The 18,638-nt window shown below is 62.1% G+C and carries 24 protein-coding genes; 4 read left to right on the forward strand and 20 right to left on the reverse strand.

Features of this window, described 5'->3' with window-relative positions:
* Positions 1-22: 22 nt before the first annotated feature.
* From ACODTY_RS16545 to ACODTY_RS16625, 17 genes are all read right to left on the reverse strand, one after another.
* Entirely contained in the window at positions 23-478 is a 456-nt protein-coding gene (locus ACODTY_RS16545; RefSeq protein ID WP_488995306.1) for an NlpC/P60 family protein, read from the reverse strand.
* Entirely contained in the window at positions 475-1,365 is an 891-nt protein-coding gene (locus ACODTY_RS16550) for a DUF2163 domain-containing protein (protein ID WP_488995307.1), read from the reverse strand. The genes ACODTY_RS16545 and ACODTY_RS16550 overlap by 4 nt, the downstream gene beginning before the upstream one ends.
* Positions 1,362-2,012: a phage distal tail protein, Rcc01695 family gene (locus tag ACODTY_RS16555; RefSeq protein WP_488995308.1), complete on the reverse strand. Its 651-nt coding sequence runs from the start codon at positions 2,010-2,012 to the stop codon at positions 1,362-1,364. Before ACODTY_RS16555 ends, ACODTY_RS16550 begins: the two co-directional genes overlap by 4 nt.
* A 5-nt stretch (positions 2,013-2,017) precedes the next feature.
* A complete protein-coding gene (locus ACODTY_RS16560) occupies positions 2,018-2,593 on the reverse strand; it encodes a phage tail tape measure protein (protein WP_488995309.1) in 576 nt (191 codons plus the stop codon).
* Positions 2,586-2,840 (reverse strand): phage tail assembly chaperone, encoded by a 255-nt coding sequence (locus tag ACODTY_RS16565; RefSeq protein WP_488995355.1) that lies wholly within the window; start codon positions 2,838-2,840, stop codon positions 2,586-2,588. Before ACODTY_RS16565 ends, ACODTY_RS16560 begins: the two co-directional genes overlap by 8 nt.
* A complete protein-coding gene (locus ACODTY_RS16570; RefSeq protein WP_488995310.1) occupies positions 2,810-3,151 on the reverse strand; it encodes a gene transfer agent family protein in 342 nt (113 codons plus the stop codon). The genes ACODTY_RS16565 and ACODTY_RS16570 overlap by 31 nt, the downstream gene beginning before the upstream one ends.
* Positions 3,148-3,564 (reverse strand): phage major tail protein, TP901-1 family, encoded by a 417-nt coding sequence (locus tag ACODTY_RS16575; RefSeq protein ID WP_488995311.1) that lies wholly within the window; start codon positions 3,562-3,564, stop codon positions 3,148-3,150. Before ACODTY_RS16575 ends, ACODTY_RS16570 begins: the two co-directional genes overlap by 4 nt.
* 44 nt (positions 3,565-3,608) lie before the next feature.
* Positions 3,609-4,016, reverse strand: a complete 408-nt coding sequence (locus ACODTY_RS16580; RefSeq protein ID WP_488995312.1) for a DUF3168 domain-containing protein — start codon at positions 4,014-4,016, stop codon at positions 3,609-3,611.
* Positions 3,997-4,188 (reverse strand): hypothetical protein, encoded by a 192-nt coding sequence (locus ACODTY_RS16585; RefSeq protein WP_488995313.1) that lies wholly within the window; start codon positions 4,186-4,188, stop codon positions 3,997-3,999. Before ACODTY_RS16585 ends, ACODTY_RS16580 begins: the two co-directional genes overlap by 20 nt.
* Positions 4,185-4,520: a phage head closure protein gene (locus tag ACODTY_RS16590; protein ID WP_488995314.1), complete on the reverse strand. Its 336-nt coding sequence runs from the start codon at positions 4,518-4,520 to the stop codon at positions 4,185-4,187. Before ACODTY_RS16590 ends, ACODTY_RS16585 begins: the two co-directional genes overlap by 4 nt.
* Complete coding sequence (locus ACODTY_RS16595) at positions 4,520-5,089, reverse strand: head-tail connector protein (protein ID WP_488995315.1); 570 nt, start codon at positions 5,087-5,089, stop codon at positions 4,520-4,522. Before ACODTY_RS16595 ends, ACODTY_RS16590 begins: the two co-directional genes overlap by 1 nt.
* 101 nt (positions 5,090-5,190) lie before the next feature.
* A complete protein-coding gene (locus tag ACODTY_RS16600) occupies positions 5,191-6,447 on the reverse strand; it encodes a phage major capsid protein (protein WP_488995316.1) in 1,257 nt (418 codons plus the stop codon).
* The gene (locus ACODTY_RS16605) at positions 6,444-7,139 is read right to left on the reverse strand and encodes an HK97 family phage prohead protease (RefSeq protein ID WP_488995317.1); all 696 of its coding nucleotides are present in this window, start codon (positions 7,137-7,139) and stop codon (positions 6,444-6,446) included. Before ACODTY_RS16605 ends, ACODTY_RS16600 begins: the two co-directional genes overlap by 4 nt.
* Entirely contained in the window at positions 7,129-7,488 is a 360-nt protein-coding gene (locus ACODTY_RS16610; protein ID WP_488995318.1) for a DUF6107 family protein, read from the reverse strand. The genes ACODTY_RS16605 and ACODTY_RS16610 overlap by 11 nt, the downstream gene beginning before the upstream one ends.
* 174 nt (positions 7,489-7,662) lie before the next feature.
* The gene (locus ACODTY_RS16615; protein WP_488995319.1) at positions 7,663-8,844 is read right to left on the reverse strand and encodes a phage portal protein; all 1,182 of its coding nucleotides are present in this window, start codon (positions 8,842-8,844) and stop codon (positions 7,663-7,665) included.
* A 46-nt stretch (positions 8,845-8,890) separates the two neighbouring features.
* Positions 8,891-10,171: a DNA-packaging protein gene (locus ACODTY_RS16620; RefSeq protein ID WP_488995356.1), complete on the reverse strand. Its 1,281-nt coding sequence runs from the start codon at positions 10,169-10,171 to the stop codon at positions 8,891-8,893.
* On the reverse strand, positions 10,125-10,667 hold the full coding sequence (locus ACODTY_RS16625; RefSeq protein WP_488995320.1) for a hypothetical protein: 543 nt from the start codon (positions 10,665-10,667) through the stop codon (positions 10,125-10,127). The genes ACODTY_RS16620 and ACODTY_RS16625 overlap by 47 nt, the downstream gene beginning before the upstream one ends.
* 296 nt (positions 10,668-10,963) lie before the next feature.
* Here ACODTY_RS16625 and ACODTY_RS16630 point away from each other — a divergent pair, with 296 nt between their 5' ends.
* From ACODTY_RS16630 to ACODTY_RS16645, 4 genes are all read left to right on the forward strand, one after another.
* The gene (locus ACODTY_RS16630; protein ID WP_488995321.1) at positions 10,964-13,123 is read left to right on the forward strand and encodes a transglycosylase domain-containing protein; all 2,160 of its coding nucleotides are present in this window, start codon (positions 10,964-10,966) and stop codon (positions 13,121-13,123) included.
* Between the two features lie 93 nt (positions 13,124-13,216).
* Complete coding sequence (locus ACODTY_RS16635) at positions 13,217-13,801, forward strand: DUF1214 domain-containing protein (RefSeq protein ID WP_488995322.1); 585 nt, start codon at positions 13,217-13,219, stop codon at positions 13,799-13,801.
* Positions 13,794-14,342 (forward strand): DUF1254 domain-containing protein, encoded by a 549-nt coding sequence (locus ACODTY_RS16640; protein WP_488995323.1) that lies wholly within the window; start codon positions 13,794-13,796, stop codon positions 14,340-14,342. The genes ACODTY_RS16635 and ACODTY_RS16640 overlap by 8 nt, the downstream gene beginning before the upstream one ends.
* 397 nt (positions 14,343-14,739) lie before the next feature.
* On the forward strand, positions 14,740-15,666 hold the full coding sequence (locus ACODTY_RS16645; RefSeq protein ID WP_488995324.1) for a DUF2336 domain-containing protein: 927 nt from the start codon (positions 14,740-14,742) through the stop codon (positions 15,664-15,666).
* Between the two features lie 2 nt (positions 15,667-15,668).
* On the opposite strand, the gene ACODTY_RS16650 is transcribed toward ACODTY_RS16645, so the two are convergent.
* The 3 genes from ACODTY_RS16650 to ACODTY_RS16660 all read right to left on the reverse strand — a co-directional run bounded on the left by ACODTY_RS16650 (position 15,669) and on the right by ACODTY_RS16660 (position 18,512).
* Positions 15,669-16,016, reverse strand: coding sequence for a DUF1491 family protein (locus ACODTY_RS16650; RefSeq protein ID WP_488995325.1), 348 nt, complete (start codon positions 16,014-16,016; stop codon positions 15,669-15,671).
* A gap of 77 nt (positions 16,017-16,093) precedes the next feature.
* Positions 16,094-16,834 (reverse strand): peptidoglycan-binding domain-containing protein, encoded by a 741-nt coding sequence (locus ACODTY_RS16655; RefSeq protein ID WP_488995326.1) that lies wholly within the window; start codon positions 16,832-16,834, stop codon positions 16,094-16,096.
* Positions 16,809-18,512: a sensor histidine kinase gene (locus ACODTY_RS16660; protein WP_488995327.1), complete on the reverse strand. Its 1,704-nt coding sequence runs from the start codon at positions 18,510-18,512 to the stop codon at positions 16,809-16,811. Before ACODTY_RS16660 ends, ACODTY_RS16655 begins: the two co-directional genes overlap by 26 nt.
* Between the last annotated feature and the right edge of the window lie 126 nt (positions 18,513-18,638).

Raw genomic sequence — 18,638 nt, forward strand, 5'->3', positions numbered from 1 at the left:
GAAATGCTCCGGCGTAGGAAATTCAGAAATTCGGAAAGACGAACACGCCCGCAAGACGCCGGCGCCACTGCGGCACAAGTGCTGATTTCACCACTGATCCACCGCCCTGGTAGGCATGGATGAAATGACTTTGGCTTACCGCTATGCTGGCGTGCTTTGCCGGCAGATGCGGCCGCCAGCGAAAGATCAAGACATCACCGGTGGAAAACGCATCCAGCGGCTTTGGCTCCAGCTTGCACGCCGCTCCGAGAAGCAGCCGCTCTTCTCCGCCGGCTTCGGCCCAGTCGGGCGCATAGTCGCCCGGCGCTTCAAGTTCATTGCCATAAAGCGAACGCCACACGCCCCGGATCAAGCCGAGGCAATCGCAGCCCACTCCCTTGCTGGAAGCCTGATGCCGATAAGGCGTGCCCAACCAGGACAAGGCTTCCGCGACGATTTCGTCCGCACCCGGCTGCTTCAAGGTTTCTGCCACCTTCATGGCACCACCGGGCCACCGTCGAAATTGCCGCCATCGGAGACATAGGCATAGGCTGCATCATTTCCCGGCAAGTGTGGAAAACCGCGAAAATTCAACGCATTGTCAAACTTGGCCTTGCATGTCGCAAAGCTGTGGTCACAACCGGCAACGACCTTGAATGCGTCACCTGCCTGAACGATCGGCCCGACAATGGCTTGCAAAACCAACATCACCTGTTCGCCGTCGCGCCGATGGTCGACGATCCGCTCCGTTTGTCCCGTCCGCGCCCCACTCGTCCATATCAACGTGCCGAACGAGAACCATCCCGCCTCGAATCCGCTCAGCCCGGAAACGCGAAGTTCCTCGGCCGCATCGAACTCTTCCACTTCGCCCAACCCATTGAAAGCCGGCTGGTCCAGCAGCACGCGACAGCGCGCATCGCCCAGTTCCGCGTCGCACTTTCGCGTCACATAGCGACCGTTCGGCTGATCCAACTGGTGCACCGGGCTTTCAAGTTCGGCAACGAAACTGCCGTCGCGGCGCGTGATCTTGCCGATTGTCGCCACCTTGATGCTGGCGAACTGCTCAGGCTGCCGCCAGTTGACCAGATAGGTCTCGACCTTAGCGTCGTCGTAGAGGCCAAAGGCGATGTCCTCGTCTGTGATGCGGTCGGACGACAGCACGCCCTCCACGTCCACGGTGTCGACCGAAAGACCAAGCGACTGGCGCGCCTCGCTTGAACTAAGCCCGCTTTCGGGTTCGAACAATGTGCCGTTCACGAACAGTTTACGGTCGTGATCGGTAAATCCCAGTGTTGCTCCGTCCTTCCTGGTCAAACGCCAGCAATGGCAGATGCTTGTGACTTCGAGGCCGAAATGGTCGATCAATGCCTGCGGGTACTCGCTCACAGCAGCACCTCCACAAGTGCGATCGATGGAATCTGCCCGGCCTTGAACGCCTTCAGGCTGATGGCGATACGCTCGGTATCGAAGCGTACTGGAACGTCGAACTCGAAGCCGGCTGTAACCTGCTGGCCAGCGCCCGGCCTGGCAGCCTCAGTGAAAACAACTTCACCGGTTGCATCATCGAACGAAAAATCCGCGTCGGAACGTTCCAACCCGGCCACCGCCACGCGCAGCGTTGCCGCAACCGGCTTTCGTATCGACCGCCGATAGGCGTCGGCACCCGAACCGTACACTTTCACCAGCGCAAAGCGCGAAGCCGCGCCGTCTCCGATCCCAATTATCTGATCCGTGGCGGAAGGAACCGAAGCCGGCGCGCATGACTTCATCTCGAATGGATCGCGAAAGCGGAAAGCGTGCAGCGAACCACGTCGCGCCTCGAAGAACGCAATCACCTCCTGCAAATCGTCCAGCGATCGCAGCCCCGTACCGGCGTCATAATGGCGGCGCGAATTTGCGAAGCGGCTGTTGCGCTTTTCCCGTCCTGACGTCAGCGAAATGATCTCGTTGCGCCGTTCCGGTCCACCCGTCGCGCCGAACGACACGGCAACAGGAAAAAGAACGTCATGGAAGCTTGCCAGATCCGACACCATTCACCTCAAAATGTCCGCGTTCCGCGCGATACCGCCCGCGCCAGCATGCCGGTGATCTGCGCCTCGGATTTGCGGAACGACGCCGCATCCTGCGCCGTGACGTTGAACACAACATTCACCGGCGTACTTCCCGTCGAGGCCGCGACGCCAAGGCTGCCGTCGGCTCCGCGCCGTAGCGGCAGGATCGCCTCGCTGCCGGCTTCGCCCATCAGGCCAAGCTGTCCACCCATCGGGAAGTAAGTCGGCGAAGACACCACGCCGCCCGAGGCAAATGGGATCGGCGCACCCGTTACCCCGCCCTTTGCGAAAGGCAGCGCCCCTGCCAATCCGCCGAACAGATTGGCAAACAGCGAACCGGCCAGGTTCGTCAGCGGCTTCAATCCTTGCGACAGCGCCATGCCGGCCAGGTTGAGACCCAGCCTGCGCAACACATCGTCAAGCTGCTTGCCGTTTACGGTCGCACCCTTCAGCGCGCCGGCCAATTGATAGCCGAAACTTCCCGACAGTTTTTCGAGATTCGCCAGTGCAGCCTGAAAAGGCGCGGTATCCGCCCTGATCGCCACGACCACATCTTCAGCCAAGACCGGCCTCCTTGCTCAAATTGTCCGGGAACGCGCGCATCAGTCTGGCCAGATCAGCCCTTGCCGGTGCTGCGACACGCCTTGAAAACGGTCGCGCAGCCCGCTCGAACTCGATCGGCGTCATCGCCCAGAATGCACTTGGTGAAAGCCGCAGCAGGCCAAAGCCAACCGCCATGACGTCGTCCCAGGGAAACGCCGTTCGGCCCGCTGCGGCAGCTAAGGGTTTGCGGACGTATCGTTGGCCGATGCCACTCCAAACGTAGTCGTCAGGAGGTCAGCCACGATGGCGGCGAACCCGGCCGCGCCGTCCGCCGTTTGCATCGACCTGACGGCGTCGTCGTTCACGTCTTCGCCCGCACCGCGCAGGCCGGCGCCGATAATGCGTATCATGTCCAGCGCCGACAGCCGGCCCGTCGAAAAGCGCTCGACCAACATACCGAGATCGTCGGCGGCGTAGGCTGCCTCAAGTTCGGCCAGAGCCCCAAGCGTCAGGCAAAGCCTGACCTGCCGACCATCGAGCTCGGCGGAAATCTCGCCCCGGCGTCTATTGGCACTCATGGCGTCACCGCAAAGCTGACCGGCCCGGCAGATTCGAGCGCCATCTCGAACGTCACCTCGCCGTCATGCGCGCCGGTATATTCCAGCGATGTGATCTGGAACGCGCCGGCCACGACCCCGAAGTCGGGCACTGCCATCTGCCATTTGCCGATCTCGCCGGCGAAGAAGCGTGCGCGGATCAAGGCGTCGGATTGGGCGTCCTTGAATATGCCCGAACCGCTGACTGCCGCTCGATGCACGCCGCTTCCGGCCAGCAATTCGCGCCACCGTCCGGCCGAATCCGCGTCGGTGACGTCCACCGTCTCGCTGTTGAAGGCGATGCGCTTGGAACGCAAACCTGCAACGGTGACAAACGCACCCAGCCCATCGGAATCGATCTTCAAAAGAAGGTCCTTACCCTTCTGTGCGACCATGTCGGTCTCCTTGTCTGGAAAATGAGACGATCCGCGCAGGCGGATCAGATGTCTTCGATCACGGCGCGGAAGCGCAGCAGTCCGTGGTAGACAGCCTGGTCCTCGTCGAAGAGCACTTCTGCGAACTCGAAGCGGAAATTGACCAGATGATGCGCGCTTAGTTCCAGCGGTGCCTGATCGAGCCTCGCGCGCATCGCGGCCGTGATCTCGAACGCTTCCTTCTTGCTCTTGGCGTTCGACCAGATATGCAATGTGCAAAGCTGTTCGGTGCCGCTTTCGGTGCCGGTGCTCCAGTCGAATATGCTGGTCCGTCCAAAGGTCACATAAGGAAACGCCGTCTTGTCCGGTGCTTGGTCGAACACCTTCTGTCCGCCCAGGATGGCAACAAGCGTTGCATCACCGTTGAGCCTGGAAAACAGCGCCTTTTGCAGGTCAGCGGCTGGAGAGTTCATCGCCTGCTCCTTGCGCCCGCTCGCCATCGATCCCAATGCGAGCCAATGGCTCCCCGGACGGGATATTGCGACTGCCAGCGTAGCCGTTTTCCGTGCTTTCGGCGAGATCGTGCGCCTTCCAGCGCAGGGCGCGAACCAGCCCGTCCAGCGTTATCGCCATGGTCAGGTTCATGCGCCTTTCTCCTTCACCCTGCAGACCAGATAGCGTCCGCTTTCATCGGGATCGTGAACGGTGAGAATGTCGAACAGCCGCTCATGCCGCCTGAACCGCATGCCGCTTGCCACGCCGTCCCGATGCCGAAGCGTGATGCGGTGCGTCACCGTTTCAAGCGTCTGGTCCGCCCCGAAGCGGCTTTGCGCCGCCAGCGGCTCGATCCTCGCGAATACCGTCGCCACTTCCGCCCAGTTCTCGGAAAAGCCGCCGAGGTCATCGGCAATGCGCGCTGCCGCCTCCAGCGCCAGTTCGGTGCGCAACACACCCGGATTGAGGAATGTCGCCTGCATCACAGCCTCCGCAGGCGATAGCCGGCAATCAGCCGCTCATAGCCGGCAGGATAGCCCACCGGCTGGTCGTTCGGTCCGAAGCTTGCCCGGAATTCGTACCAATGCGCGACCAGAAGCAGGATGGCGCGGCGCAACAGGTCCGGCACGTCCGTCCCCGCCTCGCCGAAGCCAGCCTTGAAATCCACCTCGATGCCGTTCATGGCGCGCAGCGCCTTCGGCACTGCCTCGAAATGCAGCCGCGCCGGCCTCGACACCGTATCCACCTGATACGTCGCCGGATCGACCAGCGAAGCCTCGCCCTCGGTTCCATATGCCGTCACCGACGTAATCGCCTTTACCGGGTGCAGCGCGATGGCGACCGTGCCATTGGCCGGCCATTCGTCCAGCACCAGCCGCCAGTCCTGGTCGATCAGCGCAAGGCCGGTCGCGCGTTCGACCTCCTCGCGGGCGGCACGGATCAGGCCGTCCAGAAGCTCGTCCTCCGAAGCATGGTCGAGACGCAGATGCGCCTTCACCTCGGCCAGCGTCACGGGTTCGACCGCCGCAGCGACGGTTCGCATCAATGTCATTCGATTGCCTTATGAAGCGAGGAAAACAAATGCGGCCCCGGATTGTGCAATCGGGGCCGCTTCTTATGCTTGTCAGCGCGATCCAAACGCGCCGTCTATGCTCAAACCGTGCCGAACTTGAGCAGCTTGATCGCGTCGAAATCCTGCACGCCGCCGCCCACGCGCTTGGTGGTGTAGAACAGCACATAGGGCTTGGCCGAGTAAGGATCGCGCAGCACGCGGACCCCCGTGCGGTCGACCACGAGATAGCCGCGGCCGAAATCGCCGAACGCGACCGGCGTCGCGTCGTTGCCGATGTCGGGCATGTCCTCGGCCTCGACCAGCGGGAAGCCCATCAGCATCGCCTTCTGGCCGGGTGCCGCAGGCGGCTGCCACAGATAGTTGCCGTCACCGTCCTTCAGCTTGCGGATTGTCGCCTGCGTCTTGCGGTTCATCACCCAGTTGGCATTTTGCCGATAGCCCGCCTTCAGCGCGTAGATCGTGTCGATCAGCACGTCAGAGGCATCCTCAGCCGGCAGCGCGCCTGCCGCTCCGGTCAGCGTGTAGCCAACCTTGCCCCACTCCCAGGCGCTTTCGGCAATTTTGGCGTAGCTCAGGAAGCCTTTCGGCTTGCTGTTGCCGTCACCCGAAACGAAAGCCGCACCCTCCTGCTCGGCGAACGCAGCCTCGACCTCGCTCGAAATCCACTGGTCGAGATCGACCACTGCGTCTTCCAGCAAAGACGCGGTCGCCGCCGGCATGGCATAAAGTTCCATGGTCGGAAACTGCAGCTCGGCCAGCGTCGCCGTATTGGTCTGCGGGCGCGCCGCCGTCTCGGCCACCCAGCCGACCGCCGGACCGCTCACCGAAAACGGCTTCTTCAGCACCGCCGCCGAAACCTGCCGCACCGAGGCAATAGAGCGGATCGGCGACAGCGTCGAAAGCCGCTTGCCGATTTCCGTTTCGGTCTCGGGCGGCACCAGATAGCCGCCGTCCTGCCCCGACCCGTAGGACATCGCCTTGGCGTCGAGCGAGCGCAGCAGCCGGTCATCGCCCTGTCGCATATAGGCCTCGAACGCGCTTTTATGCTCCGAGGGCGCCGCCTGCCCGTCGCGGCCCAGCACCGGCCGCATCTTCTTCAGCGCAAGATTGTCGATCGCCCGCTTTTGCTCGTCCAGGGCGCGCGAAATGCGCTCCACCTTCTCGGTGGTCAGCACATCGCCTCCCAGGCGTCCTTCCAGTTCCGCCAGCTTTTCGTCGTTGCTCTCCTTGAAGGCTTCGAACGTGGTCATGAAGTCGCCGAAGGCATCCTTCAGGTCGAGATAGTCGCCGCCCGCCGACTTCGTTTCGATCGGTGCAGGGTTCTCAATTGCACTCATATGGACAGTCCTTTTTTGTTGATGATGCGTGTGAATTCGCGGATGCGCGTGGCAAGGTCCTTGGGCGACCCGGGCGCGGCATCCACCGTGCGCACAAGGCTTTCAAAACCCTTGGTCATGACGGTGCGCGCGTCATTCCTTGAAAGCCCGGCTTCGCGCCGCAGCCAGGTCTCGAATTCCTTGAGAGTGGGCAGCAACCGGCTGCGCTTGCCCTTCACGGTTTCGATGCGTGCGTCGGGCAGCATCGGAAATGTCACCACCGAGATTTCCCAAAGATCGGCCTCGAAGATGCGCCGCACGCCGTGCGCCACGTCACGCCTGGTCTTCAAGGCCTTGAAGCCGATAGACAGCCCGTCCAGCGCGCCGCTGCGCATCAGGCTCAGCACTTCGCGGGCGCGGCCCACGTCGCTGTTGAGCCGACCACGCACGAAAAGGCCGCGCTGGTCTTCCGTGATCTCGGTCCAGATCCCGATCGGCTCGTTCGGATCATGCTGGAACAGCATGCGGATGCCGGACGCCTTGCGCCTCGAAAGCGAGTTGGCAAACGCGCCCCTTTCGACCACGTCCTTGCCGAGATCGACGCGGCCAAACAGGCTGGCATAGCCTGAGAAAGTGCCGTCATGCTCGACATCGCCCAGCACGACATCGACGAATTTGCGCTCGCATCTTTTTGCCAAGGCGTTAGCGCTCATCGGCCGTCTCCTGTTCATCCGCACCCTTTCCCGCAGCCTGGAACGGTCCGGGCGGCCAACTCGCAACGAACGCCCGCATGATGAAACCCAGCGCCCACCATGCGCAAAGGCTGGCGGCAGCCGAGCCCATCATCATCAGTTCGATCGATCCGATTGCGTTGGCGATACCGAGTTCCGTCGCCACCTTCAGTCCGGCGGTGCCGCCGAACACCAGTCCGCACACCACGCCGACCGCAAAGCGCGTCGCCGCCTCGCGGCGTCCGTGCGGCAAGATGTAAGCCAGCGAAATCGCCGAACCCGCGATGGCGCCGGCACCCTTGGCTACCCACAGCCAGGTGTCGTCGTTCATGTTCGTCCGCTCCAATTGTGAAAAGTGAGGGGATTAGGGCGCTACGGCAGTAGGGCATTAGGAGGTTAGCAGTAGTTGGAAAGGGCGGGCCGAACCCGAGGCGGCTCAGAACCGAAAGGCCACCGAAACCACCCCTACTGCCCTACTGCCCTACTGCCCTACTGCCCTACTGCCCTATTCCCCGCCCCTCGGCTGATATCCCACCGCCTCGCGCTTCTCGTCCTCGGTCAGGAACGAAGCCGCTTCCACGCGCGTCCACAGCGCGTCACGGTCACCGCTCAGGCCATCGATACTGTCTGCATCGAACCACAGCCGCAGCCCGTCACCGAAAACGGGCCCAAGCCAGGCCGACAGGTCCTTGGCCGTGCGCGCCACCAATGGCAGCACCGTCAGCCGATAGAAGGCGCGGTTCGCTTCCTGGTAGTTTGCGTAGGTGTTGTCGCCAGGAATGCCGAGCAGCATCGGCGGCACCCCGAAAGCCAGCGCAATGTCGCGGCTTGCCGAATGTTTTGCTTCGACGAAATCCATGTCCTTCGGCGTCAGGCCCATCGCCTTCCAGTCGAGCCCACCTTCCAGCAGCAGCGGCCGCCCCGCGCGCGTCGTGCCGGAATACCCCTGCTCCAACTCCGCTTTCAGCCGGTCGAACTGTTCGTCGGTCAGGTTGCCGCCCTCCTTGGGCGCATAAACCAGCGCGCCGGAAGGCCGTGCCGAATTGTCGAGTAGCGCCTTGTTCCAGCGCCCAGCCGCATTGTGCGTGTCCAGCGCCATCAACGCTGCTTCGAGCGGCGGAAACCCGTAGTGATCCTCGAGCGGATGGAACAGCGTCAGGTGCGCCGCGCCACCCTGTTCGCCAACCCCCAAGGCAACGCGGCGGCGCGAACTGCCCTCTCGATGATCCAGTGCAACCGGCCAGCCACTCGCATCGGTCACGACCGACACCCTGTCCGGGCGCAGGAGATGCAGTTCACGCGCACCCTCGCCGAGATCAATGAGTTCAAGATAGGAGTTTCCGGCCAGAAGCAGATGGCCGTAGAGCGCTTCCAGAAAGGTCGCGCCGGCCTGCCGCTGGTTGGGACGCGCCAGCAGCGCCAGCAGTGGATGTTCCACCAGTTCGGCCGCAGCGTTATAGAGCAGCCACGGCACGGTCGAAGCCGCTTCCGAAACCAGCCTTACCGCCCGGTGCACGATCGGGTTGCGCATGAAGCCTTCACGCGCCAGCGTCGCATAATCGCGTCGTGTCCAGTGCGCTTCGCCTTGCTGATGAAAGGCGATGAAGCCGCCAGCGCCGCCGCTCTTGGTTTCCACGCGCACGCCGTCATTCCCCGCAGCGCGAGGCCAGGGCCATTTCCAAGCCATTGCAAATCCTATGTTATTCCGATTTCGGATAGGGGCGGTCGATTTCTCAGATGAAGTCGCGTATCCGCGGCCTCGCCACTCGACCCGACATCAACTCGGTCACCGCCCACACCATCGCGTCCATCCGGTCCGGCGAGCGGCCATTGGAAAGCCCGTTCGGTCCGAAATCGCACATTTCGTCTTCCAGTTCGGCAAAGCGCTCCGCATGGCGGACCTTGCCTTGCTGGTAAAGTGCGGCGACCGGTTCGGCCCTCAGCCACTTGCCGCGTTGCGCCCGCACCGGTTTGACCGGAACCTCCGCGTCAACGGTCCGGATCACAGATGTCGCCATCTCGCCGCCCTGGTTGACCTCGACCACAAGGCAATCCGCCTGCAGCCTATGAAAAAGAGCAACCGCCCTTTGCGCCCACTCCTGCGGCTTTGCCGCACTCACGGTCGCATCGGCAATCACCACTGCGCAGCCGTCACCATCCAATCCCGCCGCGACAATACCGCACGCATCGGAGGTCTTGCGCGAGCTCGCCGGCGGATCGACCGCAACGACGATCCGGCGCAGTTCCGAAACGTGGCCGGTCTGCGCCTGTTCGATCATCTGGCGAGACCACAGGGCATCGTCCCGGTCCTCGATCAGTTCGCCGTCAAGTTCCTGCCGGCCAAGCCGGCTGCCGCCGTAACGGCGCTTCACCGCCTTCAAGAAACCGGCAGCGAGGTTCTTGGCATTGTCCTCAGTCCTCAGCCGGGTCACCGCAACCGAGGGATCGGCCAGCAGGCTCTTTAGCAGAGGAAGCGGCTTCGGCGTCGTCGTGATCAACTGCCGCGGCTGCTCCCCCAGCCTCAGCCCAAACTGCAGCATGTCCCAGCACGCCTGAAGGTTTTTCCATTTGGCGAACTCATCCAGCCAGGCCGCCTCGAATTGCGGCCCGCGCAGGCTTTCCGGGTCTTCGGACGAGAAAACCTGCGCCACCGCGCCATTGTCCCACACCAGCCGCCGCCGGCTCACTTCGAAACGCGGACGGCTGCCGCGTGCAATTGTCCTGATCCCCGAAGGCCCGTCGATCATAACTTCGCGCACATCGGCAAAAGTCTCGCCGACCAGTGCAATGGTGCGATATTTCCAATCGGCAAAGGGCCGCAAACCCCGGACAAGGCCGTTGACCCACTCCGCGCCCAGCCGCGTTTTGCCGGCACCGCGCCCGCCCATCACCAGCCAGGTGCCAAGGGTCCGATGGCAACGATACTGTTCCGGCAGCGCACGGCCGACCCATTCGCCCAGAAGCCGCTCAGTCCACCGTGGTTCGATGTTGCTGGCCGACCAGCCGCTCTGCATGTGCCTCAGCCAGTTCGACGATCCTGTCATCGAGCTTTTCAAGCCTTGCTGCGAGTTCTGCATCATCCGTCGCCCCGCTCTCCGTTGCCGGCTCCTTCTTCAAGAGTTCGGATCGTTCCGCCGTCCGAACCATCGACCACAAGGCGTCGATCTGCGTCTTGTTGAGCTTGCCGCCATTGGTCTCCACCTCGCTGACCATCTCTGCCAGTTGGCGGGCGACGAAATCGCCGAGCGGCACGGGATGGAGTTCGCCATCATCCGCCTCCACGACCGGCCGCACCGTCTCGACCGCTGCCGGCTTGGCATGGTCGCGCCAGTTCTCCCGGGCAATGCTGCTCTGGAAATCCTGCTTCTCCCAGTTCTCGCGTGACGCACGCTCCCTCAGCGTCGCCGGATGCAAATCGGTGGCCGTTGCAAGCAATGGAAATGTCGGCGGCTCGCCTTCGCGCAGGGCGCGAATGGCCGCCCAGCGTTCGGCGCTGACAGGCTGAACCATGGTCCATGTCTCCGAATGAAAATGCCCGCGCGGCACCACGCTTCTTCCGACATCAGGAAGACGCGCAGGTCAAAGCGGGCTGACAAAAAAGGGGGAAAAGCGAAGCCGGAAGATCACACTTTTCCGACGATACAAACATCCTACCAGAGCACCGTTACGGTGTCAAGAATAAATTCCTATAATTTTTTCCTACCTCGATTTTGTAACGGTTAAGTCTCTTGTCGGCATGATAGGAATAGGTGAAAAGACGGCAGGCTCGTCGGTCGAGGCCGAGCCACAGTCAGGCAAATTCGTAGATGGTCAGTCCCTTGAAGCCGAAAAAGAGACGGGGCGCGATTGCCGCATTCCTGCTGGCTGTCGATGCGTGGCTCGATTCGTCGCTTTACGAGATTCGTTTCAAGGCCGCCGAGTTCTGGGAATCGGCCACCATATTCTTCCGCCGCTTCCGCGTGAAGGGCTGGCGGCGCGGCGTCATCGAAGTCTTGAGCGAAGGTTTCACCATGGGCGCCGGCGGCGCCGTGGTCATGCTTGCGCTCGCCCTGCCGGCCTTCCAGGAAACCGGCGGCGACTGGCGCGCCCAGGACGACTTCGCCGTCATGTTCCTCGACCGCTATGGCAACGAGATCGGCCAGCGCGGCATCATCCAGCGCGATTCCGTGCCGGTGGACCAGATGCCCGACCATGTCATCAAGGCTGTGCTCGCCACCGAGGACAGGCGCTTCTTCGATCACTACGGCATCGACATACTCGGCCTCATGCGCGCCATGACCGAGAACGTTCGCGCCAACTCGGTCGTGCAGGGCGGCTCCAGCATCACCCAGCAGCTGGCGAAGAACCTGTTCCTGTCCAACGAGCGCACGCTTGAGCGCAAGGTCAAGGAAGCCTTCCTGTCGCTCTGGCTGGAAGCCAATCTGTCGAAGAAGGAAATCCTCCAGCTTTATCTCGACCGGTCCTATATGGGCGGCGGCACCTTCGGTATCGAGGCGGCGGCCGATTTCTACTTCGGCAAGAGCGTCAAGGACCTGACCCTTGCCGAAGCCGCCATGCTTGCCGGCCTGTTCAAGGCGCCGACCAAATACGCGCCGCACATCAACCTGCCGGAAGCGCGCGCCCGCGCCAACGTCGTCTTATCCAATCTGGTCGATAGCGGCTTCATGACCGAGGGCCAGGTCTTGCAGGCTCGCCGCCATCCCGCCGACGTCGTCGACCGCGGCGACCGCAAGAGCCCTGACTACTACCTCGACTGGGCCTTCGAGGAAGTCAAACGCCTCGCCATGAAGTCGGGTCAGCACTCGCTCGTCGCCCACACCACCTACGACCCCAATATCCAGCAAGCCGCTGAAGAATCACTGGAATTTCACCTACGCCAATTCGGCAAGGACTACCACGCCTCGCAAGGCGCGGTCGTGGTCATAGAGACCAACGGTGCGGTCCGGGCGATCGTCGGGGGCCGCGACTATGGCGCCAGCCAGTTCAACCGCGCCACCAAGGCGCTCCGGCAGCCCGGCTCGTCGTTCAAGGTCTATGTCTATGCAACTGCTATGGAAAACGGCCTGACGCCCGATTCCATCGTTTCCGGCGCGCCGGTCAGTTGGGGCAACTGGCATCCGGGCAACTATAACGGCGCGTCCGCCGGCACCATGACGCTCACCACCGCGCTGGTGAAGTCGATCAACACCGTCCCCGTGCGCCTTGCCAAGGAAAAGCTCGGCATCGCACCGATCAAGGCAATGGCCGAGGCAATGGGCGTCGAGTCGCCGTTGGAATCGCACAAGACCATGGTTCTCGGCACCTCCGGCATGACCGTCATGGATCAGGCGACGGGCTACAGCGTGTTTGCCCAAAACGGCATGGTCGGAAGCCGGCACGGCATCACCCAGCTCGTCACGCACACCGGCGAGGTCATCTACGATTTCGCCAAGGATGCAGCGCCGCCGCACCGCGTCCTGTCGGAGCAAGCGCTCAAATACATGAATTCCATGCTGGTCCAGGTGCCCGTCATCGGCACCGCGCGCCGTGCCGCCCTGCCCGGTATCGTGTCCGGCGGCAAGACCGGCACCAGCCAGTCCTACCGCGATGCGTGGTATGTCGGCTTCACCGGCAACTACACCGCAGCCGTCTGGCTCGGCAACGACGACTACAGCCCCACCAAGAACATGACCGGCGGCTCGCTGCCAGCGATGATCTGGCAGCGTCTAATGGTCTACGCGCATCAGAATATAGACCTGAAACCAATACCGGGGATAGAACACCCGTTCGTCGACGTCGAAACCGCAACAAAGGCGGAAGAAGCCGACAAGCAGGCGGTCCAGGATGCTGCAGACAAGGCAGCAGCCGAGCGGCCTCCAGTCCTTTCCAGCCGCACCACGCATGTCCTGCGTGACATGAACGTGCAGTTCCGTTCAGCGCCTCCGCTGCAGCCCGCAAGTGAACCTGAAACTTTGTCCGCACTGTAGAACGAGGCGTAGAAGCTCCGTTGTTGTGCTTGCCTTCGCAACAGCCGCCGCGATATCTGCGGTTGCAACATTCACCAACGCAATGACGGTTTGATGCTGAAGAATGTCCTCCTGACGCTTGTCGCGCTTGTCGTCGCCATTGGCGGCGGCGCTGCGAGCGTCTGGTACACGCTTCAAGCGCAGAAGGGCGTTGGAGCCATCACCATCGGTGCCTGGACGGCATTTCCCGATATCGGCACGTCCGAGGCGGACCCATACTCCAAGGCTCGGGTGTCGCGCGAAGGCGTGCTGGCGCTCGGCCGTGCGGAAGGGCTTGCGTTTGTGGCCGAACGCGACTCCGCCGGTGAGCCGCTCAAGCGCGAATGTGAATACACCATCGACGGCAACTTCCCTATCGCCCGCTTCTGGACGCTTTATGCCGCCGATCAGTCGCTCGATGTTATCAAGACGGAAAAGCCTCGCCCTGCCGCGCTCCAGTCCTATCAAATCCTGCGCAAACCCGACAACACCACGCTGATTTCGGTCGGCAACCATCCATTGCCCGGCAATTGGCTCTACATTCAGGGCAGCGGCGCGCTTTACTTCGTGCTGACGTTTTACGATACGCCGATCGCCAGCAGCACCGGGCTGTCGGATATCACCTTGCCCCAAATCGTCAGGACCGGCTGCCATGCGTAAACTGATTTACGCCGCGCTTCTCGGGCTTGTAGGCGCCGGCATCGTCCATATCGCCGTGCTTTTGATGGTGCCTGATTTTTCGGAGCGGGACGCCTGGTCGAGGCTCGCCCAGGCTTCGGACCTCTACAAGGTAACGCGGCTCGACGCCGAAGCCGGAGGACCGCCGGTCGTCAAGTCGGTCGATCCGCTGTTTTTCGCTGCTGCCTGCCGCTTCGACCTCGCGGAGGGCATGGTGCAGATCAAGTCACCGGACACTGTTCCGTTCTGGTCCGTATCGATCTACGACCGCAGCGGCCACAATATCTACAGCTTCAACGATCATAGCGCGACCAACGGGCTGCTGGATGCGGTGGCACTTACCCCTGCCCAGATGCTCGAGGTTCGCAAGCAATTGCCGGAAGACCTGGAAGGATCCGTCTTCGTCGAAACCCCGATCGACGAGGGCATCATCGTTGTCCGCAGCTTCGTCCCGGACGAAAGCTGGAAGCCTACGGTCTCGCGCTTCCTCGACCAGAGTTCCTGCACATTGCGGGAATTCTAGACCTGCTACTCACCTAACAGTCGATCAGTGGCGCGGGTCCGGCTTGCTGCGAGGTGCCGGCGATACGGCTGTCGCAGCGGCACAGCCATGACCCGTGACCTCCGCTCGCTCATATCGAACGCCCGGAAAAATGACCACCGCGGCCGCTGTTTGGCTTGAACTTCTCTTGATTGCCGTCGATCGCGGCGTGAAAGACAGGACTATGCCCATGTTCGCGCATTCCTCTCGGTTTCCCCGGAGCACAACGCAACGCCTCCATATTCGATAAGGCCACCAGAGGGTTAACGGAACGCTAACGGATAGCCGCTAATTTGATCATTGTTCGATCTCATGGCGCTGCCACCACACCGGCCGCGCTTGGGCAGTCCAGTGGCGTAGCGTGCAAGGCGTATTCTTCGTGTCATTCTCCGATTTCCGGCAAATCGCGGCACGGACCGAAACTGGCAGGGCCGAACGGCTGTTTCGCGCCGCCATTTCCGCATTCTGTTCGCTCACGCGCCCCTCGCGCCGCGAAATCGCTCAACTCGACGATTTGACGCTTCCTCTGTTTGACGAGGTTTCGACAGAAGGCCTGCGCTTTGCAGCAGCAGCGTTGTCGGAATGTGAATCTGCGCCGATGGGACTGGTAAAACGGCTGAGCGAAGCAGACGTAGGTATCGCCGCTCCCTTGCTGACACGCTCGGCCGCGCTCACAGACGTTGATCTTATCTCACTGATCGGTCGCAAGGGCCTGCCGCACGCACGCGCCATCGCGCGCCGCAAGAACCTTCACCCGGCCATCGCCAGTCTCATCCGGGCATTGGAACGGCAAACCGCGTCGCGCAGTCCGGTCCGGGTCCACACCGCCTCGCCGGCGGAGCTGCATGTTGTCGAAGAACCCCCGGCAAAGGTTTCGACACCGGGCAAGGCCGAGGAAGAGACGCGCACGCGACTGCGCGAGATCATGCTCAGGCGGACGCCCGCCGTTGCGGTGCATGCGGAGTTATGTGCACGGCTGCGGGATACGGCATTGAGCGGCCATTCGGCCTTGTTCCAGACTGCCTTGGCCGACGCCCTCGGGATCGATTTCCCAACGGCAAGGGCAATGGCAACCTCCCCCGACTACGCATCACTTCTGGTTGGGCTGCGCATGTTGGATATCCCCGAAGCCGAAGCGTTCCTGATCGCAAGCAGCATCAGTCCGCGACTGACAACGCAACCGCAATCCATCCGCCTGTTCCTTGACCGCTACCGGCAATTGGACCGCGAGGAAGCTGCACGGAAGGTCGCGATGTGGTCGAACGGACCGCTGAGGACCGAAGCAAGACTGTCCAACAAGACCTAAGGTCAGGACTTACCAATTGAGATCAGTTCCTCAAGCGGAACCGATCCCATCTCTATCTCCACCACCCAGATGTCGGGATCGAACCGCTGCTCGCGTTCGAGGCGCTTTTCCAATGCCTCGGCATCTTCACCCGCACCTACTGGGCTGAACAGGCGTTCGTCGGGCTTGGCTGAGCCGTAGCTGGTTTGGGGTGCCGGCCCAAACAGAAAAACGTCTCCAAGTCTGCCGCGGCTCAAGACAAAGATCGCGCCGGCTTCCGACGCACCGCGTTTGACAACTGCAGCAAAGCCTCCCGAGGAGAAAACGCGACGCACAAGGGCTGCGACCCACAAATCAGTGGTTACACGCATTTCTTAGTCCATGTGTCGGTTCTGGAGGCTGCACGGCGCGCAGATAGCAGCTTCGCGCCGAATTGGCGAGGCGACCCTCAGTCGGTCAAGCCGATCTCGCGCATCTTTGCGTAGACCGCCTCGTCCGCCTCGCCGGTCACCGGCAATCTGAAAATCGCCTGAAACTCACGGATCGCCGCCTTGGTGCGGGCGCCCGCCACACCGTCGAGCTGGATATCCTCGTTGCCGAAGGCTTTCAATCCGGCCTGTATCTTGATGATATGCGCATCCGGCGAGATTGCGGCCAGCGTCGCGGGTATAGAACTCGTTGTCTCGGTGCGCAGCGTTGGCGTAGGCACGGAAGCCGACACCGGTGCCGTTCCCAACTGGTTGAGCAACGCGTCGTCGATCCTGCCGGTCGCTTCCAACCCCACCTTGCTCTGATAAGCCGCGACGGCATCGTGTGTGGCTGGACCAGCCAAGCCGTCCGCGCTTCCGTCGTAGAAGCCCAAATGCTTCAGGATGTTTTGCACCTGCTCGACAACCGGGTCGCCTTTCGGTGCTTCGGGCCGAACGATATTAATCGTGGTTTCAGGTTCTACCTGCTCCACCGTCGGAAAATTCTCGATGCTTCTCGTGGCGAAGAACGCACCCGAATGCGGAAATGGTTGATACCACAAGGCATTGGCCGAGACGTAAAACAGCGTCACCAGAAATGCGGTCGAACCGCCGACCAGCACCGGGTTGCGCGATACTGCGTCACCGAGCGCAACGGCACCCTTTTGAAGGACGCTGGCGCGATTTGCAGGCGCTTTACGCCGTTTTGCGGAGCGAGCCACCTGAGCCCCCTTGCTTGTTTGCGGTCGACGTCGCCGTCGGCAGCACCACGAGTTTGTCCGCCTTGCCCTTCGGCCCATCGACCGGAACGCTTATGGAAACAGTCGTCCCCTCACCCGGCATGCTTTCGATCGACATCGTCCCTTCATGCAGGGTGACCAAGCCCTTGACCAGCGAAAGGCCAAGTCCGGTCCCTTCGAAGCGGCGGGTATAGTCGTTTTGGACCTGCACGAAAGGTTGCCCGAGACAGGTGAGATCATCCTCGGCAATGCCGATCCCGTTGTCGCGCACCCAGAAATGAAGGCGCGAGCCTACGCGTTGCGCGCCGATCATCACTTCTCCGCCCTCCGGCGTAAACTTGATCGCGTTGGAGGCCAGATTGATCAGTATCTGCTGCACGGCACGGCGGTCGGCATTGATCTCGCCGGCATCGGCGGGAATGCGCGTGTCGAGCCGGATGCCCTTCGCATCGGCCTGCAACTGCATCATCGAGCGTGTCATCTCGACGGCATCGGCAAAGCGGAACGGCTCCATCTGGGTCCAGTAGGCACCCGCCTCGATGCGAGAAACATCGAGGATCGAGGTCACGACATCGAGCAGGTGCCGCCCTGAATCGCGAACCAGCTCGACATATTCCTTCTGGCGCGGATCCCTGAACGGCCCGAACATCTCATGCAAGAGCATGTCGGAGAAGCCGATGATGGCGTTAAGCGGCGTGCGCAATTCGTGGCTGACGGCAGCCAGGAAGCGGCTCTTGGTAACATCGGCGCTCGCGGCTGATTCGTTTGCCTGGGCAAGGGCTTGCCGCAGGTCGTCGACTTCAGCGTTGCTGCGCAACAGCGCGATGAAGCTGTCGCTTTTCTCGCCCGCTGCCATCAGTTCCAGGGCAAAAGCGCAATAATTGTCAGCCAGTGCACCCGAGCTTTCCTGGGGCAGGCGAACGCGCAGATCCACGGTGCTCGAACGGGCGCCGTCACGCATGTCGGCCAGCGCGTTCAGATAGGCAATCCGGTCAGCCAAATGGATGCGGTCAAAAAGACCGGTGCCAAGCAGGAGGTCCGGAGCAAGGTTCAGGATCGATCGAGTTTGGCCGCTCGCATCGATGACATCGCCTTGCCGGGTCATGCGAAAAACAACGGCGGCAATGGCCGATTCGAGGTCCTGCTTGGCTGGCACGTCCTGCCCCGCCGCATCTTCGCTGCGGAACCCTCCAAGGCGCGGAACCAGCGTCACAACCCATGCCAACGGGAACAGCCATTGCCAGGCGGCCGGCTCCGCAAGCGGCAGGACGAGCCCACCGGGCAGGAACTGTAGAAGGATTGAGCCGAGCGCCGCGAACGAACCGGCAATTGCCGATTGCCGCGATTTACCGACCCAGAACGCTTCGACGGGAAGAGCGATTGCAAGCATCGCTATCGGCGACGCCAATCCACCTGCGGAAGTCAAAAGCACAGCCAGTCCCAGTGCCGATCCCACCAGAGCCACGCCGCCGAAAATGTTCATGCGCCCCGTCGCGGAGACCAATAGCGCAGTGAGCCAGCAGAGGCCGAAGACGGCAAATATCACCGCCAGCGTAATTGACGCGCCGACGCTTGATGTGATCAAGGTCACGGCGGCACCTGCGGCGAAAAACGGGATGCACAGCATCGTGCCGATGAAGCGGCGCTGGCTTTGGCGCATTTGGCGTTCCGCCACTGTGCCATGCACGAGACGCTCGCAACCGGCGGCCATCGCGTCAGCTAGTCCAACGTATCTGGTCGCAATCGAACTCAACTCAACGCCCTGTGCTGACCTGCTTGACAGGTC

The sequence above is a fragment of the Mesorhizobium sp. FG116 genome (genome assembly GCF_057809835.1).